Below are 16,384 nucleotides of genomic sequence, written 5' to 3'. Positions count from 1 at the left end.
ACGGAGACCCCCTTGAGCGCCGCCACCGGACGCCTCGTCGTCGTCGTGCTCTTCGAGGGCGTCGACCTGCTCGACGTCACCGGCCCGCCCGAGGTGTTCTCCCTGGTGCGGCGGGAGCTGGCGGACCCGGCCTGCTACCGGGTCGTCCTGGCGGCGGAGACCCTGGATCCGGTCACCACCTCCGCCGGGGTGCGGGTGGTGCCCGACACCACTTTCGAGGAGCTGTCGGGCAGCCGTGTCGACACCCTCCTGGTGCCCGGTTCGGTGGCGGCGGACGGCTCCGCGCGGGTCCGGGCGCTCGCGGAGCCCGCCGTGGTCGACCGGGTGCGGGATCTCGCCGGACGGGCCCGCCGGACCGCCTCCGTCTGCGTCGGCGCGCACATCCTGGCCGCCGCCGGGCTGCTGGACGGCAAGCGCGCCACCACCCACTGGTCGACGGCACGGCAACTCGCCGACGAGCACCCGGAGGTGGAGGTCGACGCCGATCCGATCTTCATCCGGGAGGGCGACACCTGGACCGGTGCGGGGATCAGCGCCTGCCTCGACCTCTCGCTCGCCCTGGTCGCCGAGGACCACGGCGAGACGGTGGCGCTGCGGGTCGCCCGCCAGCTGGTGATGTATCTCAAACGGCCCAGCGGGCAGAGCCAGTTCAGCGTGCCGCTGGAACCGGTCTCCGGGACGCGCCGCGTGGAGGAGCTGCGCCATCACATCCTGGACCGCCTCGGCGAGCGGCTGACCGTGGCGGACCTGGCCGCGCACGCCCATCTCAGCGAACGGCAGCTGACCCGCGTCTTCCGGTCCGAACTCGGCATGACGCCCAGCGCCTACGTGGAGGCCGCCCGCGTCGAACGGGCGCGCGCCCGGCTGGAGTCCACCGACGCCACCCTCGAACGGATCGTCACGGAGTGCGGGTTCGGCACGGTGGACACGCTGGTGCGCGCCTTCCGCCGACGGCTCGGCACGACGCCCACGGAGTACCGGCGCCGCTTCCGCCCGTCCGGCACCGAACCGTCCGTGAGCCCGTAGGCCGCCGGACGGTTGTCCAGGTCAGGCGGCTTGTAGCCGAACCGTTGCCGTTCCGTGGGCAGTCCCCCACAGCGAGCGCATAGTGTGTGGTGCCGTTCCAGCAGCCGTACCACGCGGCCGGCACCGGTCCACCGGCGGTCCGTCATCGGTCCGCCGACGGTCCGTCATCGGTCCGTCATCGGTCCGCCGTCCGCCCGTGTCCGGCGCCGGAACGCAGCGCGTCAGCACGTCCGTTCACCACAGGGGGAACCGAAGCATGCGATCCATACGCCCGTCCGCCACCGCTCGCCGGGGAGGGCGCTCCCGGCGCACGGCCGGCCCCGTGCTGGCCACCGTCGCCCTGGTGTCGACGCTGGCGCTCACCGCCACCGGCTGCGACGGCGACGACACCGACGCGAGCGGGCAGCCCACCGCCGCCGCGCAGACCGGCGACGCGGGGGCCACGGGCGACGGGAAGATCACGATCCCGGACGACATCCGCAAGAAGCTCAAAGAGCACGGGATCGACATCGACAAGTGGAAGAACGGCGCCTGGAAGAACTGGGACAAGAGCGACTGGCTGCGCGAGGCCAACGACTTCGTCAACCCGATCATTCAGGGCCTGTGGGACCCGGACCGGATGCGCCGCGCCAACGATCCGGACAAGGGCGTGGACGACAACGACATCTCCGGTGACCAGGGCGTCACCGACCCGACCCCGGTGCCCGTGCGTGCCGCGAAGGTCGCGCCGCCGTACCACTCGGGCGCCGCGACGGCGGGCAAGGTCTTCTTCGACTCCCCCGAGGGCACGATGGTCTGCTCGGCCACGGTCGTCGAGGACCCGGCCCACCCCGGCAAGTCCAACATGGTGTGGACGGCGGGCCACTGCGTGCACGCGGGCAAGAAGGGCGGCTGGTACCGCAACATCGCCTTCGTGCCGTCGTACAACGACGCGGGCCGCAGCGCCGCCCAGCTTCAGGGTGCCACCCGGGAGCAGGTCGCCCCGTACGGGGTGTGGTGGGGCGACTGGGCGCAGACCTCCGACCAGTGGATCGAGCAGGGCGGCTCCACCGGCGGGCAGGGCGCGAGCTACGACTTCGCCGTCATCCATGTGACGCCGGAGAAGGGCGGGAGCGGCAAGTCGCTGGAGGAGACCGTCGGTTCGGCGCTCCCGGTGAACTTCGACGCCCCCGCGGTGCCGAAGGTCCAGAGCATCACCGCGACCGGCTACCCGGCCGCGCCGCCCTACGACGGGCAGCTCCTCTACCAGTGCCAGGACAAGCCGGGCCGGCTGTCGGTGGCCTCCGCCGACCCGACGATGTACCGCATCGGGTGCAGCATGACCGGCGGTTCCTCCGGTGGCGGCTGGGTCGAGAAGGGCGCCGACGGCAAGCCGGCGCTGGTCTCCAACACCTCGATCGGCCCGGTCACCTCGGGCTGGCTGGCCGGTCCGCGGCTGGGCACGGTCGCCAAGGGCGTCTACGACTCCGTCAGCAAGAAGTTCGCCGGGCGCTGAGCACGGCACCGCGCACCCGCTGAACGGGGCGGCGGCGGGGTGACCGGCACGCCCGCCACCCCGCCGCCTCCCGCAACCGATCCCGGCCGGTGAGCACCGCCGGCCGGGCAGCTCAGACACGAACCAACGGGGGTTCCTCACACCATGCGTTCACTGCGTACGTCCCAGACGCCCCGGCGCGCACGCCGGCGCACCGCACTCGCCGCCACCGGGCTCGCGGCGGCCCTGGCGCTCACCGCCACCGCCTGCGGCGGCTCGGACTCCGACGACGCGAGCGGCCCGCCGTCCGCCGCCGCCTCCCAGAGCGCGGGCAGCGGCGGCGACGGGAAGGCCAGGATCCCTGCCGGTCTCGCGGACAAGCTGAAGGAACACGGCATCGACGCCGACAAATGGCGCGACGGCGGCTGGAAGAACTGGGACAAGGACAAGTGGCTCAGTGCCGCCAAGGACTTCGTCAACCCGGTGATCAAGGATCTCTGGAAGCCTGAGCGGATGAAGTCCGCCAAGGAGGCCAACAAGACGGTCACCACCCAGGACGCCGCCGGCCAGGGGGTCAGCGACCCGGCACCGCGCGCGGTCCCGGCGCAGGCCGAGAAGACCCCGTACCACCAGCACGCGGCCCCGGTCGGCAAGGTCTTCTTCGACTCGCCCCAGGGCGCGATGGTCTGCTCGGGCACGGTCGTCAAGGACGTCAACCACCCGGGCAGGTCCAACCTGGTGTGGACGGCCGGGCACTGCGTGCACGCCGGCCGGGGCGGCGGCTGGTACCGCAACATCGCCTTCGTGCCCGCCTACAACGACCTGGGCAAGTCCGCCGGCCGGCTGAGCCAGGCCGCTCCCGCCGAGGTCGCCCCCTACGGCGCCTGGTGGGCGGACTGGGCGTCCACCTCGGGCCAGTGGATCCAGGGCGGCTCGGAGACGGGCGGCGCGGGCGCCACGTACGACTACGCGGTGCTGCACGTGAAGCCGGAGGCCGGGACGAAGTCGCTGGAGGAGACGGTCGGGGCGGCGCTCGACGTGGACTTCTCCGCACCGCGGGCGCCCCAGGTCGCCACCATGGGCGCGTGGGGCTACCCGGCGGCGCCGCCGTACAGCGGGCTCCGGATGTTCCGGTGCCTGGACCGGCCCGGCCGGCTGTCGCTCAGCCCGTCCCTGCCGACGATGTACCGGATCGGCTGCACCATGACCGGCGGCTCGTCCGGCGGCGGCTGGTTCCGCGTGGTGGGCGGGAAGACCGTCCTGGTGTCCAACACCTCGATCGGCCCGTCCGACAACACCTGGCTCGCCGGCCCGCAGCTCGGCCGGGGCGCCGAGGCGCTGTACCAGAACATGAGCCGGACCTACGGCGGCCGGTGACCTCCGCGCCGCTCCCGGCACGACGGCGGGCCCGTCCCCTTCCGGTGAAGGGGACGGGCCCGCCGTGCGGCGTGCATCCGCCGGGTGTGTCCGGCGCGCCGGAGACACCCGGCGGATGTGTCCGGCGCCCCGTCGGTGCCCGGAGGTCAGAGCGCGGGAACCGGCGCGTACGGCGCCAGCTCCGCGGCCAGCTCCTCGTGCACCAGGGCCTTGAGCAGGGTGCCCTCCGCGGTGTGCTCCTCGGAGATCACCTCGCCCTCGGTGTGGGCGCGGGCGACCAGCTTGCCGTGCGTGTACGGCACCAGCGCCTCGATCTGCACGGCGGGCCGGGGCAGCTCGGCGTCGATCATGGCGAGCAGTGTGTCGATGCCCTGGCCGGTCCGGGCGGAGACCGCGATCGAGTGCTTCTCCCGCCGCAGCAGCCGCTGGAGCACCAGCGGGTCCGCCGCGTCCGCCTTGTTGACCACGACGATCTCGGGCACGTCGGTGGCGCCGACCTCCCTGATCACCTCGCGCACGGCGGCGAGCTGCTCCTCCGGGTCGGGGTGCGAGCCGTCCACGACGTGCAGGATCAGGTCGGAGTCGCCGACCTCCTCCATGGTGGAGCGGAACGCCTCGACCAGGTGGTGCGGCAGGTGCCGGACGAAGCCGACGGTGTCCGCCAGCGTGTACAGCCGCCCGCTCGGTGTCTCGGCCCGGCGCACGGTCGGGTCCAGGGTCGCGAACAGCGCGTTCTCGACCAGGACGCCCGCGCCGGTGAGACGGTTGAGCAGGGAGGACTTCCCGGCGTTGGTGTAGCCGGCGATGGCGACGGAGGGCACCTTGTGGCGGCGCCGCTCCTGGCGCTTGATCTCGCGGCCGGTCTTCATGGCCGCGATCTCCCGGCGCATCTTGGCCATCTTCTCGCGGATGCGGCGCCGGTCGGTCTCGATCTTGGTCTCACCGGGACCGCGGGTCGCCAGACCGCCGCTGCCGCCGCCCATCTGCCGGGACAGCGACTGGCCCCAGCCGCGCAGCCGCGGCAGCATGTACTGCATCTGCGCGAGCGCGACCTGCGCCTTGCCCTCGCGGGACTTGGCGTGCTGGGCGAAGATGTCCAGGATCACGGCCGTACGGTCGATGACCTTGACCTTGACGACGTCCTCGAGGTGGATGAGCTGGCCGGGGCTCAGCTCACCGTCGCAGACGACGGTGTCGGCGCCCGTCTCCAGGACGATGTCCCGCAGCTCACCGGCCTTGCCGGAGCCGATGTAGGTGGCCGCGTCGGGTTTGTCGCGGCGCTGGATCACGCCGTCCAGGACGACCGCGCCCGCGGTCTCCGCGAGGGCGGCCAGCTCGGCGAGGGAGTTCTCCGCGTCGTGCACGGTCCCCGAGGTCCAGACGCCGACGAGCACCACGCGCTCCAGGCGGAGCTGCCGGTACTCGACCTCGGTGACGTCCTCGAGCTCGGTGGACAGGCCCGCGACGCGGCGCAGGGCGGCCCGCTCGGAGCGGTCGAACTGGTCGCCGTCCCGCTCTCCGTCGATCTCGTGGCTCCAGGCGACGTCCTCTTCCATCAGGGCATCGGCCCGAAGTCCATCGGGGTGGGTGTGCGCGAGGCGCTTGGTGGCCTGGGAAGAGGAAGAAGAGGAGGTCATTGGGTCCTTACGTCGTTGGGAATCCGTGGTGCGGCGACGGGGCCGCGCCGGTGACGGCCGGGCTCCGGCACTCCTGCCGCAGTCTTTCCGCCATCTGTGACAACGCACGGGTACCCGGGGAGATTCCCGTGCACCGCGCCGCGCCGACCCGACGATGGTCGCACGGCACGGCCCGTCTCGTCACGGCGTTATTCGCGCCCCGTCCCCCCGCTCAGCCCCGGGCCGTCCCCGCCCCGGCCGGCCGCGCGGACGCCGCCGCCTTCACGGTCCGGCCCGCCTTGTCCGCCGCGGGCGGCGGTGCCTGCTTCCAGTCCGGATGACCGGGCATGGGCGGGGTCTTCTCGCCGTACAGCCACGCCTGGAAGAAGCCGCTCAGATCGCGTCCGGCGACGGTGGAGGCCAGGTGCTCGAAGTCGGCCGTGGCAGCCGTGGAGTCCCGGTGGTCACGCACCCAGGAGCGCTCCACGCGCTCGAAGGCGTCCTTGCCGATCTCCTGGCGCAGCGCGTAGAGCACCAGGGCGGCGCCGTCGTAGACGTTCGCGCGGAAGATGCCGACCTTCTGCCCGGCCTTGGGCGGCTTGGGCAGCGCGGGCGGGCCGCCGGCCGCGCGCCAGCCGTCGGAGGCGCCGTAGGCGGCCTTCATGCGCGCGTCCATGGACTTGTGCGCCGTCTCGTCGGCGTACAGCGCCTCGTACCAGGTCGCGTGGCCCTCGTTGAGCCAGAGGTCCGACCAGGAGCGGGGGCTGACGCTGTCGCCGAACCACTGGTGGGACAGCTCGTGCACCATGACCGACTCGACGTACCACTGGGGCCAGGCGGGGTCGGTGAACAGCTCCTTCTCGAAGAGGGAGAGGGTCTGCGTCTCCAGCTCGAAGCCGGTGGTGGCGGACGCCATCAGCAGGCCGTACGTCTCGAAGGGGTACGGCCCGACCTTGCTCTCCATCCAGGCGATCTGGCCGGGCGTCCTGGCCAGCCACGGTTCGAGCGCCTTGGCGTCGGCGGCGGGCACGACGTCGCGCACGGGCAGGCCGTGCGGTCCGGTGCGGCGCAGCACGGCCGAGCGCCCGATGGAGACCTGCGCCAGCTCGGTGGCCATGGGGTGCCGGGTGCGGTACGTCCAGGTGGCCGAGCCGCCGGTGCGGGTCACCCCGGCCGGCAGACCGTTGGCGACCGCCGTGTATCCCTCGGGGGCGGTGATGTGGAAGGTGTACATCGCCTTGTCGGAGGGGTGGTCGTTGCACGGGAACACCAGGTGGGCGGCGTCCGCCTGGTTGGCCATGGCGAGGCCGTCCGCGGTGCGCACCCAGCCGCCGTCGCGGCCCTTCTCGGACACCGGGTCGCTGGTGTGGTGCACCGTGACGCGGACCCAGCTCTGCTCGGGCAGCGGGACCCGCGGGGTGACCACCAGGTCCTCCCCGGCACTGGCGAAGTCGGCGGGCAATCCGTCGACCTGCACGGAGTCGACCGTGCCGTGGGCGAAGTCGAGGTTGATGCGGTCCAGGTCCCGGGTCGTCCGGGCGTCGATGGTGGTGACGGCACGCAGCGGCTTGCCGTTGTCGCCGGAGTAGGCGAGGGAGAGGTCGTACGACGTCACGTCGTACCCGGGGTTGCCCAGGGTCGGGTAGAGCCGGTCACCGAGGCCGAGCGCGGCGGGCGGTGCGCTCGCGGCGAGCAGGCAGACGGAGACGGCGGACGCGAGGAGGGTCCCGGTGAGGGCCCTGCGACGGCGCGGGGGGCGGGATCGGAGGGTGCGCGGCATGCACCACGGCTATCAGCGCGCGGGCCCGCCACGGCGGCGGCGCGCGCCCGGCCCACCCGAACGGGGCCCTCGGGAGCGCGCGGTGTCGCGGCGGGCGGGGTGCGCGCGGGCGTGCGCGCCGGAGCGGCGGCCTCTGCGCCGGCCCCACGCGGGCGCTACCGGGCGCTACCGGGCGCGGCTCACGTCGTACACGCCGGGCACGTTGCGCATCGCCCGCATCAGGGCGGGCAGGCGCGCGGCGTCGGGCAGTTGCAGGGTGTACGTGTGGTGGACGCGCTGCTGGGCCGGCGGGGCGACGGTGGCCGAGACGATCTCGACGCCCTCCAGGGCGATGGCCTCGGTCAGATCGGCCAGCAGATGGGGGCGGCCGAACGATTCGGCGAGCAGGGTGACCCGGCACGCGGCGTTGTCGCCCCAGCGCACGTCGATCTCCGCGCGCCCCGTGCTCTTCATCCGCACGACCGCCGCGCACTCGACGCGGTGCACGGTCACCGCTCCCCCGCGCACGGCGAAGGCGGTGATGCGGTCGGGCGGCACGGGGGTGCAGCAGCCCGCGAGCCGTACGGTGGCGCCGGGCCGGTCGGCGGCCACGGCGGCCGCCGGGCCCGGACGGCCGGGGGGAGTGCCGGGCGAGCCGACGGGGGCCGCCGAGACCGGGTGCGTGTCCGGGGCGTCCTCGCGGGTCTCGGGCGCGTCGTCGGCCGGGGCGGGGTGGGCGGTGAGCCACCGCTGGATGGCGATGCGTGCGGCGGGCGTACGGGCGTGCTCCAGCCACTCCCTGGACGGCTCGGAGGCGGGGTCCTGGCCCATCAGGAGCTGGACGGTGTCGCCGTCCTTCAGGACGGTGCTCAGCCGGGCCAGGCGGCCGTTGACGCGGGCGCCGATGCACGCGTGCGCGTCCTCGCCGTACTGGGCGTAGGCGGCGTCGATGCAGCTGGCCCCGGCGGGCAGGCCGAGGGTGCCGCCGCCAGGGCGGAAGACGGTGATCTCGCGGTCCTGGGCGAGGTCCTCGCGCAGGGTGGACCAGAAGGTGTCCGGGTCGGGCGCCGCCTGCTGCCAGTCGAGCAGGCGGGAGAGCCAGCCGGGCCGGGTCGGATCGACGCGCTCGCCGTCGCCCGCCGCCGGGTCCTCGGCGGGCGGGGCGTAGGGGTTGCCGAGCGCGACGACCCCGGCCTCGGCGGTCTTGTGCATCTGGTGGGTGCGGATGAGGACCTCGACGATCTGGCCGTCCGCCTGCGCGTCCTCGGGCGCGTCCGGCCGGGCCGCGGGCAGGGCGACCGCGGTGTGCAGCGACTGGTACAGGTTGAACTTGGGGACGGCGATGAAGTCCTTGAACTCCGAGACGACCGGCGTCATACAGGTGTGCAGTTCACCGAGGACGGCGTAGCAGTCGGCGTCCTCGTGGACCAGCACCAGCAGCCGGCCGAAGTCGCAGCCGCGCAGCCGGCCGCGTTTGCGGGACGCCCGGTGCAGGGAGACGAAGTGCCGTGGCCGGACGAGGACTTCGGCGGGGATGCCGGCCTCGCGCAGCACGCCGCGCACCTGTTCGGCGACCTCGGTGAGCGGGTCGTGCGGGCGGCTCGCGTTCTGTGCGATCAGCTCGCGGGTGTGCGCGTACTCCTCGGGGTGGAGGATGGCGAAGACCAGGTCCTCCAGCTCGGTCTTGAGCGCCTGCACCCCGAGGCGTTCGGCGAGCGGGATGAGCACGTCCCGGGTCACCTTGGCGATGCGGGCCTGTTTCTCGGGGCGCATGACGCCGAGCGTGCGCATGTTGTGCAGCCGGTCGGCGAGCTTGATGGACATCACCCGCACGTCGTTGCCGGTGGCGACGAGCATCTTGCGGAAGGTCTCCGGTTCGGCGGCGGCGCCGTAGTCGACCTTCTCCAGTTTGGTGACGCCGTCGACGAGGTAGCGGACCTCCGCGCCGAACTCCTCGCCCACCTGGTCGAGGGTCACCTCGGTGTCCTCGACCGTGTCGTGCAGCAGGGAGGCCGTCAACGTGGTGGTCTCGGCGCCGAGTTCGGCGAGGATGAGGGTGACGGCGAGCGGGTGCGTGATGTACGGCTCGCCGCTCTTGCGCATCTGGCCGCGGTGCGAGGACTCGGCCAGCAGGTAGGCGCGGCGCAGCGGTTCGAGATCGGCGTCGGGGAAGTGGGCGCGGTGCGCCTCGGCGACATGGCCGATGGCGTCCGGGAGCCGGTCCCGGGCGGTGGGGCCGAGCAGGGCGGCCCGGCCCAGGCGGCGCAGGTCGATCCGCGGGCGGGCTCTGCGCCGGGGCGCCGACGGCGCCACCGGGCCCGGGGCCGCAGGGTTTGTGGCATCCGCACTCATGGGCACCTCCGGCTGTCTCGACCGGTGGACGGGGGTGCCCCAGGGCGTACGCGGCTCAGGGGTTGGCGTCGGATCCCCCGTCCGGGCCGGTGCTTGATGCTACCGAGCCCAGCACACCGAGCCGACCGGCTCTCGGAGAGCGTGAAACGGATCACCCCATCGAGCGACGGCGTGTCAGGTTTACGGTTTTCGGTCACGGGACAGACGGGCGGCCGTGGATTCCCGCCCGCACCGGTCCCGACGACGTGGATCCTGGCCGGTCGCGACGGCTTGCGGCCTGCGATGTCCGGGCGGTCCCGCAGTCAACCGGCCGCTGTTTCCAGCCATTCCCGGTCGATCTCGCCCTCGGCGACGATCACCGCGGGGCCGGTCATCTCGATCTCCCCGTCCGCCCGCTCGGTGATGACGAGGGTGCCGCCGAGCACATCGACCCGGTAGGTCACCGGGGTGCCGGTGACGGCCGGGTCGGCGCCGTCGCGGCGGGCCGCCGCCACGGCGACGGCGCACGCGCCTGTGCCGCACGAGCGGGTCTCGCCGGATCCGCGCTCGTGCACGCGCATGGCGACGTGACCGGGGCCGCGGTCGGCGACGAACTCGACGTTGACCCCGTCCGGGTAGGCGGCGGCCGGGTGGAACGGCGGCGCGGAGAGCAGGTCACCGGCGTCCGCCAGGTCGTCGACGAAGGCGACCGCGTGCGGGTTGCCCATGTTGACGTTGCGCGCGGGCCACACATGGGTGCCGACGCTCACCGCGACGTCGCCCTCGGGGAGCCGGGCCCTGCCCATGCCGACGGTGATGTCGCCGTCCTTGGCGATGTGCACGCTCTTCACACCGCCCCGGGTGGCGACGGCGAGGTCGCCCTCGGCCACGAGCCCGGCGTGCCGGAGGTAGCGCGCGAACACCCGTACGCCGTTGCCGCACATCTCGGCGACCGAGCCGTCGCCGTTGCGGTAGTCCATGAACCACTCGGCGTCGGCGGCCATCGCGCGGGCCTCCGGGTGCGCGGCCGAGCGCACGACGTGCAGCACGCCGTCCCCGCCGATGCCCGCGCGGCGGTCGCACAGGGCGGCGACGGCTGCCGGGGACAGCTCCACGGCGTTCTCCGGGTCGGGGACGATCACGAAGTCGTTCTCCGTGCCGTGACCCTTGAGGAAGGCGATACCGGTGCTCATGCCTCGATCGTACGGGGTGGGTCCGACATCCTCGCGGGGCCGCCCGGCGGAGCCTCGTCCTCGCGGGGACCGCTCAGCGGAGCTTCGCGACCCGCCAGACGGCGAGGACGACGACCACGGCGACGAGCAGGACGTACGCGGCGACGAGGCGCCAGGCGGGCCGCCGCCCCGTGCCGCGCGGCGGCAGCCCCGGCCAGGTGTAGCCGACGCGGCGGGCGGCCATCGTGCCCCAGCCGGCCGCGCAGAAGCAGATCAGCAGCCCCAGCATGGCGATCACCGCACCGCTGTCGCCGTCGAAGGCCAGCGGGAAGGCGAACATCAGGGAGCCCACCGCCGCCAGGCCCACGATGGGCGCGAGCTGCCAGATGCGCAGCCGCCGCTGCGGGCGCAGCTCGACCTCCACCTCGGGCCCGGCGAACATCTCCTCGGGCTCCGGTCCGTCGGCGGTCACCCCGCCCTCGGACTCATCAGGGCCGTCGGGGCTCAGCGAGTCCTCCTCGGGCTCCGGATCGGTGCCCTGCACGGTGATGCTCTCGGTGCCTTGTGCGGTGTCGCGAGGGCCGGCCTCCATCGCCACGCGCCCTCCCAACTAGGACTCACTTGTCGATCAGAGCTCGATGATGGCACGGCGCCGCAGGCCCGGATGACGGCCTGGGCTTCCCGATGCCATCACGTGATCAGGCTGTAACCGGTCGTTCCACCAACGCCAGCGCCAGGTCCGGAAGTTCCGCGAGGTCCGCGACGGCTCCGCTCAGCCAGTGCACGCGCGGGTCGCGCCGGAACCAGGAGTCCTGACGGCGCGCGAAGCGCTTGGTGGCGCGCACGGTCTCCGCGCGCGCCTCTTCGAGCGTGCACTCCCCCGCGAGCGCCGTGAGCACCTGTTGGTAGCCGAGCGCCCGGGAGGCCGTACGCCCGGCGCGCAGGCCGTGCGCCTCCAGCTCGCGCACCTCCTCCACGAGCCCCGCCTCCCACATCCGGTCGACCCGGCGCGCGATGCGCTCGTCCAGCTCGGGGCGCGCGACATCGACCCCGATCTGCACCGTGTCGTAGACGGAGTCGTGGCCGGGCAGATTGGCCGTGAAGGGCTGACCGGTGATCTCGATCACCTCCAGCGCGCGGACGATGCGGCGGCCGTTGCCCGGCAGGATGGCGCGCGCGGCCTCCGGATCGGCGGCGGCGAGCCGTGCGTGCAGCGCGCCGGAGCCGCGCAGCGTCAGCTCCTCCTCCAGCCGGGCCCGCACCGCGGGGTCGGTACCGGGGAACCGGAGGTCGTCGACGGCCCCGCGCACATAGAGCCCGGAGCCGCCGACCAGGACCGGCCAGCGCCCCTCGGCGAGCAGGGCGTCGATGCGCTCCCGGGCGAGCCGCTGGTACTCGGCGACGGAGGCGGTGACGGTCACGTCCCAGACGTCCAGCAGGTGGTGCGGCACACCGCCGCGCTCCTCGGGCGTCAGTTTGGCCGTGCCGATGTCCATCCCTCGGTAGAGCTGCATGGAGTCGGCGTTGACGACCTCACCGCCGAGGCGTTGGGCCAGGAAAACGCCCAGATCGGACTTTCCGGCCGCGGTGGGGCCGACGACGGCGATGACGCGGGGGGCGGGGGGTGCGCTGCTCACGGCACCAGTCTCGCAAACCTCCGGCGGGTGCCTCGAACGAGTTACGTGACGGCGTGCGCGCCGGGTCGTTGCCCGTTGCGAGGTTCCCGCGGCCGGACGCCGGCGGGCGGCGGTACGGGGCGCCGCGAGCGGAACACCGGGCTACGCGGGATGCCGCCCGCACGAGTAACGTATGGAGTTGACATGGGCGTTTTTGCGCGACTTTTCCGGAGGTCGAAGGCCACTGAGGAGACGTCGTCCGCGGCGGAGCCTGCCGACGCGGCCCAGGCGGCGCAAGCCGCTCCCGGGACGGACGGCGACGCGGCCGACAAGAGCGGCGGCAGCAGCGCGGACGGCATGGCGGAGCCGGCGGACACGGCGACGGCGCGGACACCGGACGCCGGATCCGGGAGCGCCGCCGAAGAGGGAGTCGCGGACGCCGCTGCCGAAGCCGTCGACATCCCCGGGCAGCAGTCCGCCGACGAGGCGGTCGAGCACACGGTCGGCGAGGGCGTCCGCAGGTAACTGCCCCGCCAGGGAAGGTGAACCATGGGTCTGCTGGACAACGTGAGGGCCAGGCTCGGCCCGGCCAGGGACAAGGTGTCGGACCTCGCGCAGCGGCACGGGGGCTCGATCGAGCAGGGGCTCGACAAGGCCGCGAAGATGGTCGACGAGAAGACCAAGGGCAAGTACAGCGACAAGATCCACGCGGGCACGGGCAAGGCCAAGGAGGCCGTGGACCGGCTCGCCCACCCGGGCGGCGCGGACACCGGTGCTCCCACGCCGGAGTCGGCCGCACCGGCCCAGGAGCCTCCGGGGACGTCCCCGGGTTCCGGCTCCGGCACTGACCGGACGCCGCCTCCGCAGACACCGCCGCAGGGGCCGCCGCCCGCGTCGTGACGCGGAACAGCGCGCGGACGATGCGTGGACCGTGTGCGGACAGCGCACGGACAGCGCGTGCGGTGGGGGCCGGGAGCTTACGTCTCCCGGCCCCCACCGCACGCCCGCGTGTGCGCCCCCTTATCGCGTCATCGCGCCTCGTACGCCGCGCTCGCGCCGACGCGGTCGCTCAGGACCACCGGGCGCTCAGGACCAGGCCGCCACGAAGTAACCCACGCCGTACGGTGCCTCGTCGTACAGCAGCGTCCCGGCGAGCCCGGAGTCCTGCGCCGCGCCCGCGAGCACCTGCCACGGGGCCCGGCCGGACACCTTGAGCGCGTACGCCAGCTCGGCGTCGAGCGAGGTCAGGGACGTCACGTCCGCCGCGCCGAGCGCACGGGCGGCCGCCGCGTCGAAGGGCTCGGCCCGCTCGTCCAGGTACCCCGGCGCCTTGAGCGAGCGGCAGGCGCTGCCGTCGCCCATCACCAGGAGGGCGACCCGCGCGGACCGGGCGGCGAGGTCGCGGCCGGCCGCGACGCACCGCTCGGGCGCCAGGGGTTCTCCCACGCCCAGCCCCTCGACCGGGCAGTCGGACCAGCCGGTCCGCTCCAGCAGCCACGCGGCGACGGCGAGCGACGGCGGCAGCGCGCGCTCAGGCGCGCCGGAGCCCGTGCCCTCGCCCCGGTCCGGGCCGAGCCGGACGTCGAGGTCCACGCCGAAGCCCCGGAAGGAGCCGCGGGCGCCTTCGGGGTGCGGACCCCGGCCGGACTGCTCGGCGGGGCCGACGGCCACGAGCAGGTCGGGCCGGGCGGCGGCGAGCACGCCCAGCGCGTCCGTGCACGCGGCACGCGCGGCATCCAGCTCGGGCGCGGCTCCCTGCGCGACCGCGGGGACGAGGAGGGGCGGACAGGGGCAGACTGCGGCGGCGACAAGCATGCCCGGCAGCGTAACGCGCGGCGCCTGGGCGCCGGACTGCCGTCCCCGCCGCCGGCTACGGATGGGCTCGGGACGGCCCCGGATCCGGCTGTGGCCTGCCCGTGACGGCTCGGCACCGCTCCCGCTGCCCGTACCGGACGATCCGATCCCGGGACCCTACTCGGGCAGCAGCCCGGCCACGGACGGCACCGGGAGCTGCCAAGGCCCCGCTCGGGCCCGGCCAGGACGCAGGGCAGGACCGCTCCCGTTCGGCGCACACCCCGCGGAACAGGCTCGCGCCCCACTCCTGGGCGCGCCCGCCCGGACGCGCTCCGGACACGCCCGAGGCGGCCCGGACCAGCCCGCATCTCGCATCCCGCATCCCGCATCCCGCCCAGGGCGGCTCCCGGACCGGCCGGTCACGAAACCGGTCCGGGCGGGCCACGCGTCAGGACGGTCGCCGGGACCGTCCCGCCGGGCCGGTCCCGCAGCCGGTCTCCGGGTCAGTCGCAGCCGCAGCCGCTGTTCGCGGCGACCGGCAGCGGTTCCGGGACGCCGATCTTCGGCAGGCCCAGCATCACACCGGCGGGCTTGGCGGCCGCCTCGGCGGTGCGCTTCTCCCAGGCGTCGCCCGCGCGGGTGCGGCGCACGCCCAGCACCGGGCCCTCGGCGAGCAGGTGGTGCGGGGCCGCGTAGGTGATCTCGACCGTGACCACGTCACCGGGGCGGACGTCCTGGTCCGGCTTGGTGAAGTGGACCAGGCGGCTGTCGGGGGCGCGGCCGGAGAGCCGGTGGGTGGCGCCGTCCTTGCGGCCCTCGCCCTCGGCGACCATCAGCTCCAGGGTGCGGCCGACCTGCTTCTTGTTCTCCTCCCAGGAGATCTCCTCCTGGAGGGCGACAAGACGCTCGTAGCGCGCCTGGACGACCGCCTTGGGGATCTGGTCGGCCATCTCGGCGGCCGGGGTGCCGGGGCGCTTGGAGTACTGGAAGGTGAACGCCTGCGCGAACCGCGCCTCGCGCACCACGTGCAGCGTCTGCTCGAAGTCCTCCTCGGTCTCGCCGGGGAAGCCCACGATGATGTCGGTGGTGATCGCGGCGTGCGGGATGGCGGCGCGCACCTTCTCGATGATCCCGAGGTAGCGCTCCTGGCGGTAGGAGCGGCGCATCGCCTTCAGGACCGTGTCCGAACCGGACTGGAGGGGCATGTGCAGCTGCGGCATCACGTTGGGCGTCTCGGCCATGGCCGCGATCACGTCGTCGGTGAAGTCGCGCGGGTGCGGGGAGGTGAAGCGGACCCGCTCCAGGCCGTCGATCGCGCCGCAGGCCCGCAGCAGCTTGCTGAACGCCTCGCGGTCGCCGATGTCGGAGCCGTACGCGTTGACGTTCTGGCCGAGCAGGGTGATCTCGGAGACGCCCTCGCCGACCAGGGCCTCGACCTCGGCGAGGATGTCGCCGGGGCGGCGGTCCTTCTCCTTGCCGCGCAGCGCGGGGACGATGCAGAAGGTGCAGGTGTTGTTGCAGCCGACCGAGATGGACACCCAGGCCGCGTACGCGCTCTCACGCCGGGTGGGCAGCGTGGAGGGGAATGCCTCCAGGGACTCGGCGATCTCGACCTGGGCCTCCTCCTGGACGCGGGCGCGCTCCAGCAGGACGGGCAGCTTGCCGATGTTGTGCGTGCCGAAGACGACGTCCACCCAGGGCGCCTTCTTCACGATGGTGTCGCGGTCCTTCTGCGCCAGGCAGCCGCCGACCGCGATCTGCATCCCGGGGCGCCCGGCCTTCTTCGGCGCGAGGTGGCCGAGGTTGCCGTAGAGGCGGTTGTCGGCGTTCTCCCGGACGGCGCAGGTGTTGAAGACGACGACGTCCGCGTCGCCGTCCGCCCCCTCGGGCGCCCGCACGTACCCCGCGTCCTCCAGCAGCCCGGCCAGCCGCTCGGAGTCGTGGACGTTCATCTGGCATCCGTAGGTGCGGATCTCGTAGCTGCGCGTGACGCCCACTTCTCGGCTCCGGTCGATGCTGCTCATGCCCCTAAGGGTAGGCGCTCGCGGAAGTGCACCCGGACGGCCGATCCGGCGGCGCGGGCCGAAGGGCGCACGGCGCGCTGCGCGGCGCGTGCGCGGTCTGTGCGTCGCCGCTGCGCGGCGCGACACGAGCGGCGTGTGCGCGGCCGGTGGCCCCGGGACGGCGAGGGCGGACCCAGAATGGGCCGAACCCATCCA

The 16,384-nt window shown here is 73.8% G+C and carries 13 protein-coding genes; 5 read left to right on the top strand and 8 right to left on the bottom strand.

All coding sequences use genetic code 11. The features are described 5' to 3' along the window. Window positions 1–12 precede the first annotated feature (12 nt). The 3 genes from A8713_RS23795 to A8713_RS23785 all read left to right on the top strand — a co-directional run bounded on the left by A8713_RS23795 (window position 13) and on the right by A8713_RS23785 (window position 3,877). Window positions 13–1,026, top strand: a complete 1,014-nt coding sequence (locus A8713_RS23795; protein WP_064535616.1) for a GlxA family transcriptional regulator — start codon at window positions 13–15, stop codon at window positions 1,024–1,026. Between the two features lie 256 nt (window positions 1,027–1,282). Next, complete coding sequence (locus A8713_RS23790) at window positions 1,283–2,521, top strand: trypsin-like serine peptidase (RefSeq protein ID WP_064535615.1); 1,239 nt, start codon at window positions 1,283–1,285, stop codon at window positions 2,519–2,521. Window positions 2,522–2,665: 144 nt separating this feature from the next. Further along, a complete protein-coding gene (locus A8713_RS23785) occupies window positions 2,666–3,877 on the top strand; it encodes a trypsin-like serine peptidase (RefSeq protein WP_064535614.1) in 1,212 nt (403 codons plus the stop codon). A gap of 146 nt (window positions 3,878–4,023) precedes the next feature. On the opposite strand, the gene hflX is transcribed toward A8713_RS23785, so the two are convergent. From hflX to miaA, 6 genes are all read right to left on the bottom strand, one after another. Then, window positions 4,024–5,514 carry a GTPase HflX gene (gene hflX, locus A8713_RS23780; protein WP_064535613.1) on the bottom strand — a complete coding sequence of 497 codons (1,491 nt, stop codon included), beginning with the start codon at window positions 5,512–5,514 and terminating at the stop codon, window positions 4,024–4,026. 211 nt (window positions 5,515–5,725) lie between these two features. Continuing rightward, the gene (locus A8713_RS23775; protein WP_064535612.1) at window positions 5,726–7,273 is read right to left on the bottom strand and encodes a M1 family metallopeptidase; all 1,548 of its coding nucleotides are present in this window, start codon (window positions 7,271–7,273) and stop codon (window positions 5,726–5,728) included. 165 nt (window positions 7,274–7,438) lie between these two features. After that, window positions 7,439–9,604, bottom strand: a complete 2,166-nt coding sequence (locus A8713_RS23770) for a RelA/SpoT family protein (RefSeq protein ID WP_064535611.1) — start codon at window positions 9,602–9,604, stop codon at window positions 7,439–7,441. Window positions 9,605–9,906: 302 nt separating this feature from the next. Further along, complete coding sequence (gene dapF / locus A8713_RS23765) at window positions 9,907–10,776, bottom strand: diaminopimelate epimerase (protein ID WP_064535610.1); 870 nt, start codon at window positions 10,774–10,776, stop codon at window positions 9,907–9,909. 73 nt (window positions 10,777–10,849) lie between these two features. Further along, the gene (locus tag A8713_RS23760) at window positions 10,850–11,347 is read right to left on the bottom strand and encodes a hypothetical protein (RefSeq protein WP_064535609.1); all 498 of its coding nucleotides are present in this window, start codon (window positions 11,345–11,347) and stop codon (window positions 10,850–10,852) included. Window positions 11,348–11,453: 106 nt separating this feature from the next. Continuing rightward, a complete protein-coding gene (gene miaA, locus A8713_RS23755; protein WP_064535608.1) occupies window positions 11,454–12,392 on the bottom strand; it encodes a tRNA (adenosine(37)-N6)-dimethylallyltransferase MiaA in 939 nt (312 codons plus the stop codon). 183 nt (window positions 12,393–12,575) lie between these two features. Here miaA and A8713_RS23750 point away from each other — a divergent pair, with 183 nt between their 5' ends. Both A8713_RS23750 and A8713_RS23745 read left to right on the top strand, forming a co-directional pair. Continuing rightward, a complete protein-coding gene (locus A8713_RS23750; protein WP_064535607.1) occupies window positions 12,576–12,896 on the top strand; it encodes a hypothetical protein in 321 nt (106 codons plus the stop codon). Window positions 12,897–12,920: 24 nt separating this feature from the next. Further along, window positions 12,921–13,271, top strand: a complete 351-nt coding sequence (locus tag A8713_RS23745; RefSeq protein ID WP_064535606.1) for an antitoxin — start codon at window positions 12,921–12,923, stop codon at window positions 13,269–13,271. Between the two features lie 186 nt (window positions 13,272–13,457). On the opposite strand, the gene A8713_RS23740 is transcribed toward A8713_RS23745, so the two are convergent. Together A8713_RS23740 and miaB are read right to left on the bottom strand one after the other, a co-directional pair. Beyond that, complete coding sequence (locus A8713_RS23740; protein WP_064535605.1) at window positions 13,458–14,186, bottom strand: class III extradiol dioxygenase subunit B-like domain-containing protein; 729 nt, start codon at window positions 14,184–14,186, stop codon at window positions 13,458–13,460. A gap of 482 nt (window positions 14,187–14,668) precedes the next feature. Beyond that, entirely contained in the window at window positions 14,669–16,189 is a 1,521-nt protein-coding gene (gene miaB, locus A8713_RS23735) for a tRNA (N6-isopentenyl adenosine(37)-C2)-methylthiotransferase MiaB (RefSeq protein ID WP_064535604.1), read from the bottom strand. Window positions 16,190–16,384: the final 195 nt, after the last annotated feature.

Origin of the sequence: Streptomyces sp. SAT1 (assembly GCF_001654495.1) — a bacterium.
GTDB lineage: Bacteria > Actinomycetota > Actinomycetes > Streptomycetales > Streptomycetaceae > Streptomyces > Streptomyces andamanensis.
Note: the sequence above shows the minus strand (reverse complement) of the source record. Positions and strands in the feature narration are given on the sequence as shown.

Coding starts and splice junctions, on each gene's coding strand:
- A8713_RS23760 (WP_064535609.1), bottom strand. CDS start 11,347: ATGGAGGCCGGCCCTCGCGACACCGCACAAGGCACCGAGAGCATCACC.
- A8713_RS23745 (WP_064535606.1), top strand. CDS start 12,921: ATGGGTCTGCTGGACAACGTGAGGGCCAGGCTCGGCCCGGCCAGGGAC.
- miaB (WP_064535604.1), bottom strand. CDS start 16,189: ATGAGCAGCATCGACCGGAGCCGAGAAGTGGGCGTCACGCGCAGCTAC.
- hflX (WP_064535613.1), bottom strand. CDS start 5,514: ATGACCTCCTCTTCTTCCTCTTCCCAGGCCACCAAGCGCCTCGCGCAC.
- A8713_RS23750 (WP_064535607.1), top strand. CDS start 12,576: ATGGGCGTTTTTGCGCGACTTTTCCGGAGGTCGAAGGCCACTGAGGAG.
- A8713_RS23790 (WP_064535615.1), top strand. CDS start 1,283: ATGCGATCCATACGCCCGTCCGCCACCGCTCGCCGGGGAGGGCGCTCC.
- dapF (WP_064535610.1), bottom strand. CDS start 10,776: ATGAGCACCGGTATCGCCTTCCTCAAGGGTCACGGCACGGAGAACGAC.
- A8713_RS23785 (WP_064535614.1), top strand. CDS start 2,666: ATGCGTTCACTGCGTACGTCCCAGACGCCCCGGCGCGCACGCCGGCGC.
- A8713_RS23770 (WP_064535611.1), bottom strand. CDS start 9,604: ATGAGTGCGGATGCCACAAACCCTGCGGCCCCGGGCCCGGTGGCGCCG.
- A8713_RS23740 (WP_064535605.1), bottom strand. CDS start 14,186: ATGCTTGTCGCCGCCGCAGTCTGCCCCTGTCCGCCCCTCCTCGTCCCC.
- A8713_RS23775 (WP_064535612.1), bottom strand. CDS start 7,273: ATGCCGCGCACCCTCCGATCCCGCCCCCCGCGCCGTCGCAGGGCCCTC.